We start from the raw sequence: 17,443 nt of genomic DNA on the forward strand, positions 1-17,443 counted from the left end.
AATTAGAACTTTTATAAGTGGATTCACCAACAACAGTTGACGAAGAGCCAAATAAACTAAGTGTAGCATTCTTTATTATGGTTTAAGGACTAGCGACTATAATCAATATAAAAGGTAATTTTTAATTTCTATACATAGAATCGAGCATTGTACTCAAAGAATGAAAACTTTCTAATTACATACTACATACTTTAAATTACTGATGTTCTTTGGGAACCCTTGATTTTTTAGGTGCAAGTAGCGAAGGAAAAAAGGTGACTTGTACATAAGTAATTAATAGTGCTATAGATAAAACAATAATATAGCGTAGCTCCCAACTAAAATTAGTTAAATATTTTTGAGTAACGGTTATAGGTATTATATGCCAATAATATAGCTCTAAAGAATGAGTAGATAACCACGTGATTTTCCTACTCCTAACTATAAAGAAATTATTAACTGTCGGTAAACTTACAATATAGAAAAGCAATAGAGACACACCTATACCATAAGTCAAAAAGTATACAGAAGGCGGATACTTCTGACTACTCAAAAGCGAAAATTGATTTAATAAAGCTATAACAAAAAAAATTATCCAATTGAAAAATGCAATATGTAATGTGTCTTTAGAAGATTGGCTTGATAACCATATTCCCACTAATGCCACTATCATATAGCCAAATGAAATAGCAATTAACTGTTCGAATAATAATTTAATATGCCCAGATAATTGTTTATCAAGTAAATATAAAAATTGCTGAAATATTAATAGAAATGTTAGTAATACTAGCTTATGTGTTAATATATTTACTTTTTTTGAAATAAAAAATAAAAACGGCGAAAAAATTGCTATAACAAAAAATACTCTAATTATCCAAACATAGCCTATACCCGTCAGTAATAAATATGTAGAAAGCAATGTCATTATACTATATGGAAATTCTAAACTAGTAGCCTGGCAAAAAATAAAAACTACCACAAAGAAGATTGTTAAAAATATCCATGTTGGCAAAATGAGTCTTTTAAATCGCTTAATTAAATATTGTATATAGCCTGTTGCATGAGAAGACTTTTTTTTACTCAAAGCAAAAGACATTCCCAATAACAAAGCCATAAGTGGGACATCAAAAATTCTAATTTGACCGATTGGGTTAGGTGGCAAAACATGTGCAAGTACAATTAAAAGTATCGCTAGTGATCTGAGAACATCAATTCTGATATCTCTTTTCATTAATTAAAACCTTCTTTTCCTAAATTTAACATCTTAATATTCTTTAAGTATTGCTAATAATATTAAGATGTATCCGTTCTCTAGTCAATTAATTTTTTAAAGAAGTCTTTCGCTCACCTACATTTAAAGGAACTTAGCTTAAACATCTACGGTAAAGATCGAATCACTCTTCTTGACAGTAACAGAGTCAACTCCCTTATCAGCAGGTGAACATGATTATCAAGTACACTACCCCTTTCGCCACTATCTTGCTGAATAGAACAGTTCATAAACGAAATTGAAGACTATATTTACGGCTATAATGGCGCTAAAACCGCAATCTTACATAAAGCACTGGGACGGTTCATCATAATAAATAAAAAATGCCGTACTTAAAATAAGCCAAGTACGGCATTTTTTATTATAACTTAATGGCTAACAATACTAGTAACGTTCTAATTGGCGGTAATTCTCACGATCTAATGGTCAAAAAATTAAATCAACTTAGCGTACTAGCTCCCGTTGTGGTTCAGCTAATAATGCTCGACCCTTGTCATAGTATCGTTGCATCTCATCATTCGGCACCAGTTTTCCACCAGTAGCCCAAACAATATGAGTGGCATTCTTCAAAACTACTCTATTCTTGAACCCATTGATAGTCGGGACGAGCGCACTAAAACCAGCAGCTGCAGATGGTTCGATATAAATACTCTGTGTATCTGCTAGCATAGTAAGATAGCGATAAATATCATCATCGTTGAAAGTGTGCGCACTATATAATAAGCTCCGCATTACACGACCAGCAATTCGTGATGATCGGGGAACAGCTAAACCATCTGCTAGTGTCTTACCATCAATCCCTAAATCTTTGACGGAAAGTTTATCGTACAGATGAGTCATCATACCAATCGTTACAGATGGCACATGAGTCGGTTCAGCAAAAACAGGATAGATCCCCTCAGGCATCATCATCTGTAACCCAAAACTAACACCACTTGGGCTACCACCAACACCAGCTGGTAAATAAACAAAGACTGGGTGGTCTACGTCCGGATAAATTCCGTCATCAGCCAGTTGTTTTTGAATCTCAATTCCGGCTGCAGAGTAACCTAAAAAAAGGTCCTTTGATCCTTCGTCATCAATGAAGTAGGTATGTGGATCCGTAGCCGCCTCTTTTCGACCTTGAGCAATAGCAACGGACACACTATCATTATGTTCAACGACCGTTACACCGTTAGCGCGTAACAAATCTTTCTTCCACTGCCGAGCGTCAACAGACATATGGACAGTTGTTTTAAATCCAAAACTAGCTGCGGCCATCCCAATACTTAAACCTAGATTACCGGTCGAACCTACCATGATGCCATAACCTGCAAATAATTTATGATATTTAGGTGTTGCTAAAATAGCATAATTATCGGAGTAAGTAAGGTTGGTTTCAGTCATGGCTACGTGTTCAGCAAATTTCAGTACCTCGTAGATGCCACCCCGGGACTTGATGGACCCAGAAATTGGCAGCATACTATCGGCTTTCAGATAGATCTTGCCAGGAATCTCAGTGTCAGTCGTTCTAGTCAAGCAAGCTTGCATCTTGTCAATCTCGATCAGTGGTGAGACTAATTGACCGTTTGTTTTTTGAGTCTCTGGGAAAGCCTTTGCAAGATATGGTGCAAACCGTTTAAACCGAGCAGCTACATCAAAGACCTCTGCTTGGGTGAACGGGATCTCAGCACTCATGCCAAATTCAGGATTAAGCCAATCAATTGGCTGGTACTGACGCATATTTTTTAATAGTGGGAACTGCTGAATTAATCGTTCGATATTTTCTGACATTTTTAAACCTCCAAGGTGTTTGATGAAGGATTGACTCATCCGTATCATCAAGTTATACTTCATGATAACTTAATCTTTTCAGCAAAAAAATCAAAAAATTGTTGAGTATTAGTTTAGCTCTAATTGAATTAACATGCTATTGTTAGATCGATGTGTACCACCAAAAAATAACTATTTTATAAGGAGGGCTATCCATGCTAGATATCTGGCGGCTCAAGATCCTAATTCAATTTGATACGCTCAAAACCATGAAACGGGTAGCCAACGTAATGTCAATTACGCAATCATCTGTTTCCGCACAGCTTAAACAATTAGAAAGGGAAACTAATACGACCCTGCTAGAAAAGGTCGGTCGAAACGTTGAATTAACAGCGACTGCTAAGAAGCTTATCACCCAGGTTCGGCCAATTATTGATAGCCTAGAAGCAGTTGAAACCTCATTAACAGGTGCTGACACAAAATACGAAGGTATCGTTCGTATCGGGGCTTTTTCAAGTGCGTTGCAGTCATTAGTTATTCCGGCAATAGCGGCGGTTAATCAGCAATATCCTGCAATTGACTTCAGACTGACTGAACTCGAACCACCAGCCAGTTTGACGGCGCTAAGTACCCAACAAATCGACCTTGCCCTTGTGGCATATATTGGTGAAATGATGCCCTTGCCGAATAATTTAACAGCACTAAAACTCGGAACTGATGAGCTCAAAGTACTGGTGAACACACAAAACGATCTTGCACACCAAAAGAAGGTCAGCATTAACGACTTGCACGAGCAGGACTGGGTAATGGAACCTGATGGTGCCTATCTTAGCGATAAGGTCTGGCAGTTGTGCCAAGCAGCAGGTTATCAACCACATCGTATTGCAACCTTTCAAAGCTACGCGGCTATCCGCCGGGCGATAACTTATAATATGGGTATCGGTGTGTTGCCTAACATTACAATTCCTCCCCAGTTAGCCGCAACTAAATTATTAACATTGACACCTATGCAGCAGCGGCATTTCTACCTTGTTTCAAGAAAGGCACAGTCTCACTTGAAAACAATCAAGGTCACACAGAACCAAATTGCGACTATTAGTTCGCAGGTCTTGACGGTTCACCAAACTAAAACAATAATCAGTAATTCTAATCATTAATTGGCCTTTAGCATAAACTGCAGTCTCATACACAAAGAGTAATTCACATACGCTAAGATGCTTATAGGTTACTTATAGTTAGCCTACGATAAATAAAAATTAAGGTGGTGGTTGAAACGACCATAATAACAATTGGACATTTACTACAACAAACACGGAAGCAACAACATCTAACGCAAAAAGAAATCTGTACAGGAATCTGTTCGCAAGCAATGCTCTCGAGTATTGAACATGACAAGTATAGTCCCAATGTGGAGCTGGTTGTTGCACTGTGCAAACGCCTTGGACTTGGTTTGGAAAATCTAAGCTTGGCGCAAAACTACGCAATCGCAAACTCAGCCAACATTAACCGTAAATTAGCAGCCTTGTGCAATAATCATCAGTATGCTGAGCTATTAACATTCTTACGTTCATCTACCACCATTGCCGCGATCACTACAGCTGAACAGACCCAAACCTATTATTATTACTTAGGCATTGCTGAGTTCCAGGTCTCAAAACAACGAGAGCGTGCGCAAAGCTACCTCAAACTGGCACTCGCAGAACACAAAAGTAATTCTATTCCCAGTGTTCTCGACCGGCTCTGTTTAGCGACCCTAGCTTTTTTGATTAGTGAAGATTCAACCAGACAGACAGCCTTGTATCAACAAGCATTAGCTGTGCTAGAACAAACAGCCTATGCACCCAACCTTAATATTCTTTATTACTTGCGAGCATTCTCAGCTTATCAGAACCTACACTATAGTAATTGCACCCGTCAGCTGATTACTGGCATTGACTTTATCACCGCCCATGACTCGCATTACATGCTGGCAAACAGTTATTATTTACTGGCACAGGCTGCCCAGAAATTGGATAATATTAATCAAAAAACCGAAGCTGAACAACGTGCCACCATCTTTCAAGAACTTTTCGATGAAAAAATATTTACTAAGTTCTAAAATATCAGTATTCTTATTTTTGCTAACAGCTCCTTTTAGCTATGCTTAGGACATCAACTGAAAGGAGTTCCAATAACATGAAAGAATTATTTACAAATCTTACTACCATTAACAGTACAACTGAGGTTATCCAAGAGATTCTTAAAAAACCACAACACCTGCTTGAATGGGTGCCTGATATAGAGGTTATCAATACTAGTAATAACCAATTCCACATTGCTCGTAATGCATCCGCGCTTAATCAACACGAAGTTTTGACTATAACTGCAACGTCCACAACAATCACGTATCATAGTACACGGGGACGGCTTGAATGCGATCTTATTTTTAAAATCAGTGCTGCAGCAGATACAACAATCGTTGAACAAACCTTATTCTTATCAGATGACACAGCCCTGCCCTTGCCTGTAACCCTGTTAGCTCCCTTTGCCAAACATGCCTTTAAACAAAACTTGAATACCTTGAAGAACCTCGCTGAAAGGTCAGTTTCACAGCATTTTTAATTATAGTCGGTAATGTAGAAATAAGGACCTAGATCAAAAGTTATTTTATAATTCATCCCTCTTTAGAGAAGGTAATTGTCGTGCACACAGATTATTCATTACATTACTCGCTAAACAAAAGGGAAAATCAATTCATCTTAGTGAATCAATCCCTGCGTACAAGAATTATATAAAAGCTTCTATTGAGGATGCTGTCACCCTGATGAGGTACACCCTTAATCAATAGATATTTTCCACATATTATGATATAAATTCCTACCTTACAAGAAAAATACTCCACTAGAAAAAAGATAACTTTTTCTAGTGGAGCTTTTTATTATATCTTCTATAGTTACTAACTTAAACTGTTCCTCTTCTAACCAAATGAACGTCTATAATAGTATCTGTAACGACTTCTTCCACAATATTCTCTGAATTGTTGATTGCTGCAATCAAATGTTGACTGGCTTGGCTAGCAATCTCCGTAATGTCCTGGTGAATCGTAGTTAACTGTGGGTAACAATACCTTGCGATTGGTGCATCATCAAAACCAATAATTTTAAGATCTGCTGGAATATTGAGATGCAGTTCTCTTGCAGCAATCATAATGTCTGCAGCTAAAGTATCACTTGTAGCAAATATTCCCAGCGGTAATTGTTCTGAACTCATCAGTTGGCGCAATTCAGTACGTATCTCTAGCCGACGGGCATTAGATCCGGCTGGATAGTCTGCCTGCAAACTAATAATCGCACGTTCATCTAACTGCTGTTTATTCTGTAATGTATCCTTAAAACCTTTAATTCTATCTAACATTGACGACGAACTGCCAGCTACTTTAAATAAATGAGGTTGTGTGCCGGCTTCTAATAACTCTGTTGTTGCAATTACTGCCCCTTGATAATGATTTGAACTAATAAAAATTATCTTCTTATCGTTAGGTTTGCGGTCAATACAGACAACTGGAATCGTCCGACTAAGCAGACTGGCATCAAACGTCTTTTTCCCCGAAATAATAATTAACCCGTCAGCTAATTTTGCTTCCAACATTCGGATATAAGCAGCTTCTTTATCTGCATTCCTGCCTGTGTCACATATAATAGTTGCGTAGTTTTTCGAAAAAAATTGGTTTTCTATCTTTTCTACTAGCGAAGAAAAAAAAGTATTCGATAACTCAGGAACAATAATACCAATCGTATTTGAGCGCTTCATCCGTAGTCCCTTCGCAAGGGTATTGGTGTGGTAATTATATTTTTTAATTATTTTCAGAACTCGCTGCCGCGTCTCCTCTGAAAAACGTCCATTATTATTAATAACCCTTGATACCGTAGAGACTGAAACCCCGCTTAGTTTTGCAATTTCTTTAATTGAAATTTTCTTACCCATAGCTTACTCCCACAATGATCATATTTTATCGCAATGAGAGTGGAAACCTGTATCTTGAGCTTAAACAAACCTGCCTTAATCTTAATCAGAGTATTTACCACTATCATCGTGTACAATTCTATCAAATTTTTGCTCATCGTGCTCATCTTCTGCAGTTAATTCATCAATTCGACGTTGGTGCCGACCACCTTCAAATTCTGCATCAAGCCAAGCTTTCACAATCATTTTAGCAAGTTCTGATCCAACGACACGTGACCCCAGTGCAAGAATATTCGAATTATTATGCCGCCGTGATAGTTCAGCTGAATACGGTTCGCTGACACTGGCAGCTCTAATCCCTGTTACCTTGTTAGCTGATAGCGATATTCCAACTCCTGTCCCGCAAATAATAATGCCTAAATCATAATTTCCCGCCGCAACTTCCTGTCCAACTTTTTTACCGTAGATCGGATAATCCGTACGTTGATCTGAATATGCTCCAAAATCGTGTGTTTCATACCCCAACGACCTAACATACTCTATAAGCGTTGGCTTTAACTCTAAACCAACATGATCTGACCCAAAAGCAATTTTTATTTTTTTCATCATTTACTCTCCTTTTAATTCTTTAACGATTTCCTGATATACTTTTTTCTTACCAAATAAGGCTGATGTTCCAACAATAAAACCATCGACCCCCATTTCCGCAAGCTGAGTAATTTTAGTTGGTGAAATAGCTCCATCGACCATTAATTTAAATGAGTTATCTTTCTTTTGAACTACAAGTTGTTCAATTTTTGGAATTACAAAATCTAAAAATTTCTGTCCCGCAAAACCTGGATTTACAGTCATGACCAGGACATAGTCAACTAAAGACAATAACTCCCTAATCGTTTCAACCGATGTTCCAGGGTTAAGTGCTATTCCTGGTTGCATTCCCAACTTCTTAATTTCCAATAAAGTTCTGGTAGGAATTTGATCTGCTTCGGGATGAATATAGATAATATCTGCCCCAGCACGATTAAATAACTGTATAAAATTGTGCGGATTTTGAACCATTAGATGGACATCCATTGGAAGTGACGTCAATCTTCTGACAGTCTGATAGTCTGCCAGACCCAGTGCTAGGTTAGGAACAAAGCTTCCATCCATAATATCCATGTGTAAGATATCAACCTGTGCAGCTTCCATATTCTGAATCTCTGTTTTAATATTGGCAAAATCAGCACACATTAGTGACGGACAAATTAAACGTTTCATTTTCATCAGCCTTTTCGTTTATAGAATTTGAGAAATCGTTTGCTCAATTAGAAATATAACATTCAATTTATAATTCGTCAAACATTCAATTTTCACATTTTTATTAGTATTATAATATCCAGTTGACAGATTATCGGCTTCACGTTAAATTCATTTTTGAGAAATCGTTTGCTCAAAAAATATGAGAGGATGATCGACAATGACCAGCGAAAAGACACTTGGGAAAAAAATACTAGCTCTGGTTGGTGGTGAAAATAATATTCAAGGTATTTCCCGCTGTGCTACAAGATTAAGAATGTTACTAAAAAATGAACAAATCGCAAGTAATAATAAAAGTGCGATTGAAGATTTAAACGGAGTTATCAGTGTCGTTGAAAATGGAGGTCAATTTCAAGTTATCATTGGCCCCGCCGTAGCTAATGTCTATGATGAGTTGCTTGAAGGAACTAGTTTGGGTAAAGAAAATACTGAGGAAAATACACATGAAAAAAATCAACATGGTTTAATTTCAAATTTTCTGGATATCGTGGCTGGTATCTTCACTCCTTTGTTACCACTGCTTGCCGGTTCTGGTGTTCTAAGAGGAATTGTTCTTTTACTTACATAAATTGGCTGGCTATCTGACAAATCAGGAACTTACCACATCCTAACAGCAGCTTCAACAGCCGTTTTTTACTTTTTACCGGTTCTATTAGCTGTTACTTCTGCAGAAAAATTTAAAGTTAACAAATATGTTGCAGCTGCTATTATGGGAGCTCTAATTATGCCTGAATTCACACAAATTATGGGCTCTCACGGGAACGGTGTCATTACACATTTTTTCGGTATCCCCATTGTAACAATGGCTTATACTTCGACCGTTATTCCCGCAATTTTAGCAATTTGGTGTCTTTCATATGTTGAGCACAGTCTTAAGAAATACATTCCTGAAAGTTTACAACTACTTTTTGTTCCTCTACTTTCATTGTTTATTATGGTACCGCTAACAGCAGGTGCTTTTGGTCCATTTGGAGTGTACTTAGGTGAATGGCTTTCTGATGGTATTAATTTCTTGATGAACTCAAATGGTTGGCTTGCTGGTGCTATTGTTGGTGGAGCTTGGAACCTCTTCGTTATTTTTGGACTGCAGTGGGCTGTTAATCCAGTAATAATTCAAAATATCAGTAAATCCGGTTATGATTTTATCGTTCCTTTAACAGCAGCAGCTAACTTTGGAATGGCTGGCGCAACCTTAGGTACTTTTTTCAGAACCAAAGATAAAAAGATGAAAGCCTACACTATTTCTGCACTTCTATCTATTTTCTTTGCTGGCATCACTGAACCTGCCATTTATGGTGTTGGAATCAAATATAAGAAGCCTTTAATAGGAGCAGTAATTGGTGGTGCAGTCGGAGGTGCCTTTATCGGTGGGTTACATGTCAAAGCTTTCGCCTTTGTTTTTGGAGGATTAACGACTTTACCAGCCTTCGTCGGCAGTACTTTTGTTTCTTACGTTATCGGGTTAATTATTTGTTTTGCAGTTGCACTATTTGTAACCTTAATAATTGGAATTGATGAAGCCGCTAGTAGCAAGGTTCAAACTGATCAAGTCGGCAACACAAAACAAATTTCAAATGATACGGTTCTCCAACCATTAGACGGATATGTTGCTGATATTGCAGAAGCAAGTGACCCTGCATTTGCATCAGGTTCAATGGGGCAAGGAATGGTTATCTCTCCTACCGCTGGCAAAGTATATGCTCCTTTCGATGGAACTGTATCCATGTTATTTGAAACAAAGCATGCTCTTGGCATCACTTCAAATAACGGAACTGAACTACTAATTCACATTGGAATTGATACAGTTAAATTAAATGGTGAATACTTCTTGGCCAAAGTTAGACAAGGTGATATCGTTAAAGCAGGACAGCTTTTAATTCAATTTGATCTTGAAGCTTTAAAAAAAGCCGGCTACGATATGTCGACATTCGTAATTGTAACTAATAGTAATGAATATCACGATGTCAACCTAATCACAGCCGACACTGGCGACCATGGTAGGGAGGTTTTACAAACTATCATCTAAGTTATCCTTCTTTCATTCCATAAAAATATTTTTTAACATTAATATAAAGCCGGATCAAAAGCCATGATTCGGCTTTTTACTTACAATGAAAGTACAATATTTTTGTTGTTACTTATTAGTTAGAAATTCAGGCATTTAAAATAAAAAATATTTGATAACTAAAAAAGTATTTATATCCACTAGGAACATATATCTCAAATAAAATAGTCACACATTAAAAACACTCTTTTTCAAGAACAGCTTATCTCAAAAATAAATATATCGAGACATTATTTTACACCTGCCTCGTTAAATTTACACAAAAAAACAGCCCAGCAAGATAAAGTTTAAGCTTTTCACACTTTCCTTTTTCTCTTCCGATCTAACTAACTCTACCTTTAACAACCTTAAATCTCTCCAAGATTATCATCGACTTCATTAATTATCTCGCTGGACTGCTGTTTCATAAGGGATAGTCAAACTCTAACCTCTTTTCTAACCGCCTTGCGACGGCTTTTTTACTCAGTTACTATCTCCACTAGCCTAGCACTGGGTTTCAGTCATAGCGTTTGCTATAACCCCTTACACTCTGTATTATATATTACTTTCATTTAATTGCAAGCGATTACACTTGTTTTATTTAGTATCGCTACTTTAAACTTAGCAACCTTAATTTCGACCTTTTTATTTGGCTGGTAGAAACTTCAGTATGTTATCAAGTTAAGTATGCCGCATAAGAATGCTTGACGCTTTTATTAGCTGCTTGTTATACTTTGTACACAACCTAAAAATATTAAAAAAGGAAGGCTCTCGAATGATATTTGGACATATTCTTTTTGGAACAATTGCTGTTATTGGTGTCTTATTACTAGAAGTAGGCTTTTACCGCGACTTCGCACGCCTTAATTTAACTCAGAAACTAGGTATCTTTTTAACTATTTTTGGTCTTTTCACAACTACCGCACTTGGAATCTTCCTAGCCGGAAATTTTCTTGCTGGCGCATTAGTTAGTGCTTTAGGCATTCTCCTATTAGGAATGTTGGTTCGCCCTATTTTCAGCACAGAAAAATAAGCATTTATACTTTTGAGCTGCTTCATTCGTAGGCTCCCAGTCTTAACTCTCTGGAGGTCTATTTTTGTGCAATAAAAAAGATAGTATCCTGCTTAAGCTACCAGTTTAATAGAGATATGTTCACCAAGCCATAAACTAAAACACAAAAAACAGCCCAGCAAGATAAAGTTTAAGCTTTTCACACTTTCCTTTTTCTCTTCCGATCTAACTAACTCTACCTTTAACAACCTTAAATCTCTCCAAGATTATCATCGACTTCATTAATTATCTCGCTGGACTGCTGTTTCATAAGGGATAGTCAAACTCTAACCTCTTTTCTAACCGCCTTGCGACGGCTTTTTTACTCAGTTACTATCTCCACTAGCCTAGCACTGGGTTTCAGTCATAGCGTTTGCTATAACCCCTTACACTCTGTATTATACATTACTTTTGTTTCATTGCAGGCTGTTTATTTTCTTTAAAAAGCAGTACCTGCTCACACACTTGATATAAAAACTGGGGATCATGGCTAATCGTTAAGAATGTAGTTGAGAATTGGCTGCGATATTTTCTGATTACCTTGATAATACATTGCAGGCTATCCTGATCTAAACCAGATGACGGCTCATCTAAGATCAATATTTTTGGGTGGTGAATAAGCGCCGTTGCAAGCACTAAGCGCTGCTTTTCTCCACCAGATAAAGTTGCCGGATGCTGCTCAGGTGACTGATTTTCAGATCCACTAACAACTGCTCTGCTTCAGTAACCAATGCTGGGGTCTGTTCTAAATTCAAAAATAGTTCTCGCCACACACTGTCAGTAAAAAGTTGATATGTTGTCTCTTGCATCACATACCAGACCTCTTTTTGCAGCCGCCAGCGCGCCGCCTTCCGTGTTCCTAATAGGATCTTGCCATGCCTTGGTGCAATCAGTCCTGCTAATAACTTTGCAAAGGTTGATTTTCCAATACCATTTTTTCCGATCAACCCGATACTTGCTCCTGCAGCAATACTAAAATCAACATCTTGCAGCAACTTCTTTTGCCTACGATAATAACTAAACCCCATTCCTTTCGCTGTCAGCAGATCACGCTCTCCTTGAGCTAATAGTTGGACGCGGTGTTCTGAAATAATTAGACTCGTTTGTGGTGACAGTTTTAATAACAGATCACGAATATGCAGTATTTCTGGTTGATCAAGGTTAGCCGATGGTTCATCCATCACCAAAAATTGGGGATTAGTTGCAACAACGATGATTTACCTGAGCCGGATGGACCAATAAGTGCAACCTTATAAATAGGAGTTTAAGTCAAAAAATTAATTTTGCTTTAAACTCCTTACTTATTTTGGCCAAATCTAAGCTCTAAGTCAATCTTTTCTATCCAACTTCGGGTTATTCACAGCGGAAAAACTGACTAGCCGTGTATTTTAAGACTAGAATATTTATTTTAGTAACTCACCTTCAAGCTGCTTAAACTGAATTACTATTTATTATTTTGATAATGTTGTGCAAGAATAGCAAGAATCGTTTGACTGACCTGAAGCATTGCTTCCGTCGTTACAAATTCATACTGTCCGTGAAAGTTTTCACCTCCATTGAACAAGTTAGGTGTTGGAATCCCTTTTTCCGTTAATGCATTGCCATCTGTTCCACCACGAAAAGGATGGATCACCGGTTTTAAACCTAGCTTTGTATAGACTTGCAGAATTAAATCTGTAATATATGGATGTTGTTTAATCGTATCAGCAATATTATGGTATTGATCGGTAATCTTCAGAAATACCTTTTGCTCATTAAAGAACTCGCCATTTAAGCGCGCGACAATTTGTTGGAGCAACTTTTTCTTGTTAGCAAAGGCTTCTTTATCAAAATCTCTAATAATAATATTTAATTTGGCTTCTGCAATCGTTGCTGAAAATGATGTTACAAGGAAAAAGCCGTCCCGACCTTTACTTTTTTCAGGTACTTCATCAATCGGCAATGCTGCCACCAGCCGATTAGCTAGTGTAATTGCATTGACCATTAACCCGTAAGCATTTCCAGGGTGTACTGCTGTTCCCTGAATGACAATTTTTGCTTGAGCAGCATTGAAAGTTTCATTTTCCAACTGACCAGGCAATCCATTGTCTAACGTATATGCAAAAGCAACTTTAAACTTTTCAACGTCGAATCTTTTCGCACCTAAACCTATCTCCTCATCTGGTCCAAAGGCGAAACGGACTTCTCCATGTTTGATGTTAGGATGTTCATTCAGATACTTAATTGCTGTAATAGCCGCCGCTATCCCTGCTTTATCATCTGCACCCAGCAGTGTCGTTCCATCGCTGGTAATTAGCCGCTGTCCACGATAATTCTTTAAATTAGGGAAATCACTGACCCGCATGATAATACCAGCAGCTTCATTTAATACAACATCTTTACCATCATAAGCCGGATGAACTTGCGGCTGGATATGCTCAGCTGGAAAATCAGCTGTATCCAAGTGCGCAATAAAGCCAATTGGTTTAGCTTCAACGATGTCATTAGCTGGAAGTGTCACCACTAGATAGCCATCATTCTTATCATAAACTACATTTTTAACACCAATTTCACGCAAATCATCCCGTATTAGCTGTGCCAATTTTATTTGCCCTGTTGTAGTTGGGATACTAGTGCTATTTTCGTCAGATCTAGTATTAACTTTAGCGTACTTGATAAAAGTTTGTTCAATAAATTCTAAATATCGTTGTTCTAACATATCAGCCTCCTAATTTGCGATATACGTATTTTTCCAGTCATAAGGGACTCCTGCTGGATTATAGACAACATTCTTAACTTTCGAACGTAATAACTGTGATTTAGCAACTTGATACAATGGAATCGTTCCCTGCTCATTTAACAGTAATTTTTCAGCAGTCACTAACTTTGCCCACCGTTTCTGTGGTTGATTGCCATATGTGTTTTCCGCTTCATTTGTTAGCTTATCAAATGCAGTACTCTTCCATCCTGAAGTATTATACGCAGAAGTACTTTCATAAATATCCAAGAAATTAATTGGATCAGCAAACACAGACTGCCATGTTTGAATAGAGGCTTCATAGTTACCAGCATGTTGTTTGGCAATCAACTGCACAAACGGAATAGTTGAAACATTGATGGAAACACCAGGTAGTTTAGCCAATGCACTCTGCAAATACTCAACTGTTTGCTTGCTGCTGTCAGTATCAGCAGTTACTATCGTAAATCGTAGTTTATGTGTCCCTGTTTCTTGGTAACCCTTTTTCAATAATTTCTTTGCTTCTTGCAGATTATACGAAACTGCCTTTTTAACATAAGCTTCTTCATTAAAGGCCTGCTGTGTCTCAGGATTCTTTCCCATTCCTGCAGGTACGAATCCTTTAAGTGGCACTGAACCATCCTGAAGTACATTTTGCGTCAATGTGCTGCGGTCAATTGCTAGTGACAGCGCACGTCGAATATTAAGATTCTTGAAAGCTGAAACCTTGTTTTGGTTCAAGTCAAGTCTCGTAGTTGCTGTGGGTAGACGTTTCACAAAATCCTTATTTCTGCGATTATTTTTAACCTGTTGACCACCTAACAATGTTTCATCTACTTTTTTATCAGAATACAACTCATAACTAGTTGTTGTGCTTTCCGTTACTAACTCATTGATCCGTTTCAGATGCACACTATCTTTTGCCCAATAATCATTATTCTTAGCTAACGTCCATTTCTTATTTGTCCCTGTCCAGTTAGTAAGTTTAAACGGACCGTTTGAAACAGTATAGCGGGCTTGTGTACCATACTTTGTTCCAAATTTCGTAACAGCCGTTTTATTGACTGGAAAGAATAACGGCCATGCCAATAATTTTTTGAAATAACTGACAGGCTTAGTTAATTGAACCTGCAGCTTATATTTTCCTAGTGCCTTTATCCCTAAGTCATTTACATTTTTCTTACCTTCATTTATTTCCTGTGCATTTTTTACTTGGTAAAGATAAAAAGCATCTTGCGACGCAGTTTTAGGAGCAAGTGTTCGTTGCCATGAATAGACAAAGTCCTTAGCAGTTACTTCTTGTCCATTAGACCATTTAGCCTTTTTTCGTAAATCAAAAGTATATGTTTTACCATCATTTGAAATAACTGTCTTTGTTGCAAGTGCATTCTGTGGGACACCATTCTTATCCAAGCGGTAGAGCCCCTCTTGTGTATTTAAAAGAACATTAAAGCTCAATGTATCAGTTGCTTTAGCAAGATCTGCAGTTGCCAGTGCTGAACTTTCAGTCCAATTTAAAGTTTGGTCAGCCGCATATTGACCATTACCTTTGCTTTGCACATTGTTCTTACCGCCGCAAGCTGTTAAAAATAGTGCCACAGTCCCAAATATAAAACTTACTTTAAGAAACCTTTTCATTCAAATTCTCCCCCTTTTGAAATAAAACTTAACGTTAAACAACAAAAAAAGTCCCTCCTAAGTGTTGGTTACCACTTAAGAGGGACGAAATTATTATTATTTTCGTGTTGCCACCCATTTTTCGATAGAACTTCACAATTCTATCCTTACTAGGTACATTAGCTATACCTAAATGCTGTAATGGGCAACCCATGAACAGCTCATCAGAGTTCACTGTCCAATCACTCAGAGACCATCTTCACGATTTCAGACTATTACCGTTTTCATCATTATAACCGGCTCTCTGTAAATAGCTTCTATTCGTTACTCATCTCGTCAACGTTAAATTATTATTTGAATAATGAGAATTTTACAATACGGTTTTATGCTTGTCAAGCCAATAATAAGCTTAAATATCGCGTCTATCCTCTCAAACCACAGCTAAGGTGAAACTAATTTTTATTTAAGCTTTATTATTAAAATATCATCTTTAAACATTTTAAGAGAAATATCTTTATCCTTTGCGAGAATTATTTGATACAATCTTGTACTAATTAAGACACACAAAAACAGTCCAGCAAGATAAAGTTTAAGTTTTTTACACTTTCCTTTTTCTCTTCCGATCTAACTAACTCTACCTTTAACAATCTTAAATCTCTCCAAGATTATCATCGACTTCATTAATTATCTCGCTGGACTGCTGTTTCATAAGGGATAGTCAAACTCTAACCTCTTTTCTAACCGCCTTGCGACAGCTTTTTTACTCAGTTACTATCTTCGACTAGCCTAGCACTGAGTTTCAGTCATAGCGTTTGCTATAACCCCTTACACTCTGTATTATATATTACTTCTATTTAATTGCAAGCGATTACAATCGTGGCTATGTTCTGCAAATCAAAAAACAACTAAAAGACAACATCTTTTGCAGCACATCCGTCAATTACACCGAAATATCAAGCTTGACGATTTTGTCTTTTCATGAAGAATTTTTTTAAACAATCAATTTTCAAATTAAAGGCTAACCCAAGTGATGCAGCTTAATTTTTAACTTTTTCGATCACCAAAATAATTTGAGCTGCTGATAAACTCCAACATCCTCGCCATTTCTTCCACAGATATTACCATTTTTTCTTTAACCCATTCGGAAGTTATAAAAATCGCACCGCCAACTTGATACATAATTTGATACCTTTTAAGATATTTTGGTTGCTGGTGCAATTTTTCAGTAGATTCTTTTTGTTTTAAAAAACTTATGAAAACATCTAAATATCTACTAAACATTTTATAAATTACTTCTGAATCATAAAGCTGCGTCAGTTCAATTAGTGACGGCTGATAATTCTTTAGCGTCTTAAAATAACACAGACACATATCTAATGAGTTTTTCTTTCCATCAAGCTGTTTTACAAAATCCATGAAAATAATATCAATGTATTTCTGAACAATATCGTCCTTATCACTATAGTTGCGATAAAAAGTCTGACGAGCAATCCCTGCTTTATTAGTTATTTCTTTAATAGTAATCTTATCAAACTCTTTTTCTTGTAGTAAAAGTATTAATGCTTCAAAAGTCCATTCGTGCGTACGACGAACTTGCGGATTTAATTTTTTTGGTAGCAATATGTAACACCTCACCCTTCTTTGTCCATTGTTGGTTGCTTCCTATTGACGATATCAAGTTCAAAATATATTCTTTATAAAAGAGTTGCATATGTAACATTTGAGCCATATGTAACTTTGGAATAAGTGTACTACACATATTCTATCTATAAA

The 17,443-nt window shown here is 37.0% G+C and carries 15 protein-coding genes and 1 pseudogene; 6 read left to right on the top strand and 10 right to left on the bottom strand.

Going from position 1 to position 17,443, the window contains the following annotated elements; genetic code table 11:
- Window positions 1-196 precede the first annotated feature (196 nt).
- Together FC81_RS05320 and FC81_RS05325 are read right to left on the bottom strand one after the other, a co-directional pair.
- The gene (locus FC81_RS05320) at window positions 197-1,210 is read right to left on the bottom strand and encodes an acyltransferase family protein (protein WP_057743894.1); all 1,014 of its coding nucleotides are present in this window, start codon (window positions 1,208-1,210) and stop codon (window positions 197-199) included.
- A gap of 483 nt (window positions 1,211-1,693) precedes the next feature.
- A complete protein-coding gene (locus FC81_RS05325; protein WP_057743899.1) occupies window positions 1,694-3,022 on the bottom strand; it encodes a D-serine ammonia-lyase in 1,329 nt (442 codons plus the stop codon).
- 194 nt (window positions 3,023-3,216) lie between these two features.
- On the opposite strand from FC81_RS05325, the gene FC81_RS05330 reads away from it, so the two are divergent.
- From FC81_RS05330 to FC81_RS05340, 3 genes are all read left to right on the top strand, one after another.
- The gene (locus tag FC81_RS05330) at window positions 3,217-4,158 is read left to right on the top strand and encodes a LysR family transcriptional regulator (protein WP_057743902.1); all 942 of its coding nucleotides are present in this window, start codon (window positions 3,217-3,219) and stop codon (window positions 4,156-4,158) included.
- 107 nt (window positions 4,159-4,265) lie between these two features.
- Entirely contained in the window at window positions 4,266-5,099 is an 834-nt protein-coding gene (locus FC81_RS05335) for a helix-turn-helix domain-containing protein (RefSeq protein WP_235804636.1), read from the top strand.
- Window positions 5,100-5,176: 77 nt separating this feature from the next.
- Window positions 5,177-5,602, top strand: coding sequence for a hypothetical protein (locus tag FC81_RS05340; RefSeq protein ID WP_057743905.1), 426 nt, complete (start codon window positions 5,177-5,179; stop codon window positions 5,600-5,602).
- A 339-nt stretch (window positions 5,603-5,941) separates the two neighbouring features.
- On the opposite strand, the gene FC81_RS05345 is transcribed toward FC81_RS05340, so the two are convergent.
- From FC81_RS05345 to rpe, 3 genes are all read right to left on the bottom strand, one after another.
- On the bottom strand, window positions 5,942-6,964 hold the full coding sequence (locus FC81_RS05345) for a LacI family DNA-binding transcriptional regulator (protein ID WP_057743908.1): 1,023 nt from the start codon (window positions 6,962-6,964) through the stop codon (window positions 5,942-5,944).
- An 81-nt stretch (window positions 6,965-7,045) separates the two neighbouring features.
- Window positions 7,046-7,540 (bottom strand): ribose 5-phosphate isomerase B, encoded by a 495-nt coding sequence (gene rpiB, locus FC81_RS05350; protein ID WP_057744062.1) that lies wholly within the window; start codon window positions 7,538-7,540, stop codon window positions 7,046-7,048.
- Window positions 7,541-7,552: 12 nt separating this feature from the next.
- Window positions 7,553-8,203, bottom strand: coding sequence for a ribulose-phosphate 3-epimerase (gene rpe / locus FC81_RS05355; RefSeq protein ID WP_057743911.1), 651 nt, complete (start codon window positions 8,201-8,203; stop codon window positions 7,553-7,555).
- A 199-nt stretch (window positions 8,204-8,402) separates the two neighbouring features.
- Between rpe and FC81_RS05360 the strand changes: the two genes are divergently transcribed.
- The 3 genes from FC81_RS05360 (at window position 8,403) to FC81_RS05370 (ending at window position 11,319) form a co-directional block, all read left to right on the top strand.
- The gene (locus FC81_RS05360; protein ID WP_057743914.1) at window positions 8,403-8,810 is read left to right on the top strand and encodes a PTS transporter subunit EIIB; all 408 of its coding nucleotides are present in this window, start codon (window positions 8,403-8,405) and stop codon (window positions 8,808-8,810) included.
- Window positions 8,811-10,268, top strand: a complete 1,458-nt coding sequence (locus FC81_RS05365) for a glucose PTS transporter subunit IIA (protein ID WP_268871908.1) — start codon at window positions 8,811-8,813, stop codon at window positions 10,266-10,268. It begins immediately after the preceding gene.
- Between the two features lie 793 nt (window positions 10,269-11,061).
- On the top strand, window positions 11,062-11,319 hold the full coding sequence (locus FC81_RS05370) for a hypothetical protein (RefSeq protein ID WP_057743919.1): 258 nt from the start codon (window positions 11,062-11,064) through the stop codon (window positions 11,317-11,319).
- A gap of 423 nt (window positions 11,320-11,742) precedes the next feature.
- Here the strand turns inward: FC81_RS05370 and FC81_RS05375 are convergent, their stop codons facing one another.
- The 5 genes and pseudogenes from FC81_RS05375 to FC81_RS05395 form a co-directional block, all read right to left on the bottom strand.
- The gene (locus tag FC81_RS05375) at window positions 11,743-11,973 is read right to left on the bottom strand and encodes a P-loop NTPase family protein (RefSeq protein WP_057743922.1); all 231 of its coding nucleotides are present in this window, start codon (window positions 11,971-11,973) and stop codon (window positions 11,743-11,745) included.
- A 3-nt stretch (window positions 11,974-11,976) separates the two neighbouring features.
- A pseudogene (locus FC81_RS05380) lies at window positions 11,977-12,518 on the bottom strand (ATP-binding cassette domain-containing protein); the annotation flags it as partial.
- Window positions 12,519-12,781: 263 nt separating this feature from the next.
- Complete coding sequence (gene pepT, locus FC81_RS05385) at window positions 12,782-14,035, bottom strand: peptidase T (RefSeq protein ID WP_057743928.1); 1,254 nt, start codon at window positions 14,033-14,035, stop codon at window positions 12,782-12,784.
- 9 nt (window positions 14,036-14,044) lie between these two features.
- Window positions 14,045-15,691: a peptide ABC transporter substrate-binding protein gene (locus tag FC81_RS05390; RefSeq protein ID WP_057743931.1), complete on the bottom strand. Its 1,647-nt coding sequence runs from the start codon at window positions 15,689-15,691 to the stop codon at window positions 14,045-14,047.
- A gap of 1,023 nt (window positions 15,692-16,714) precedes the next feature.
- Window positions 16,715-17,290: a TetR/AcrR family transcriptional regulator gene (locus FC81_RS05395; RefSeq protein ID WP_057743934.1), complete on the bottom strand. Its 576-nt coding sequence runs from the start codon at window positions 17,288-17,290 to the stop codon at window positions 16,715-16,717.
- Window positions 17,291-17,443 lie beyond the last annotated feature (153 nt).

The organism is Liquorilactobacillus capillatus DSM 19910 (assembly GCF_001434915.1).
GTDB lineage: Bacteria > Bacillota > Bacilli > Lactobacillales > Lactobacillaceae > Liquorilactobacillus > Liquorilactobacillus capillatus.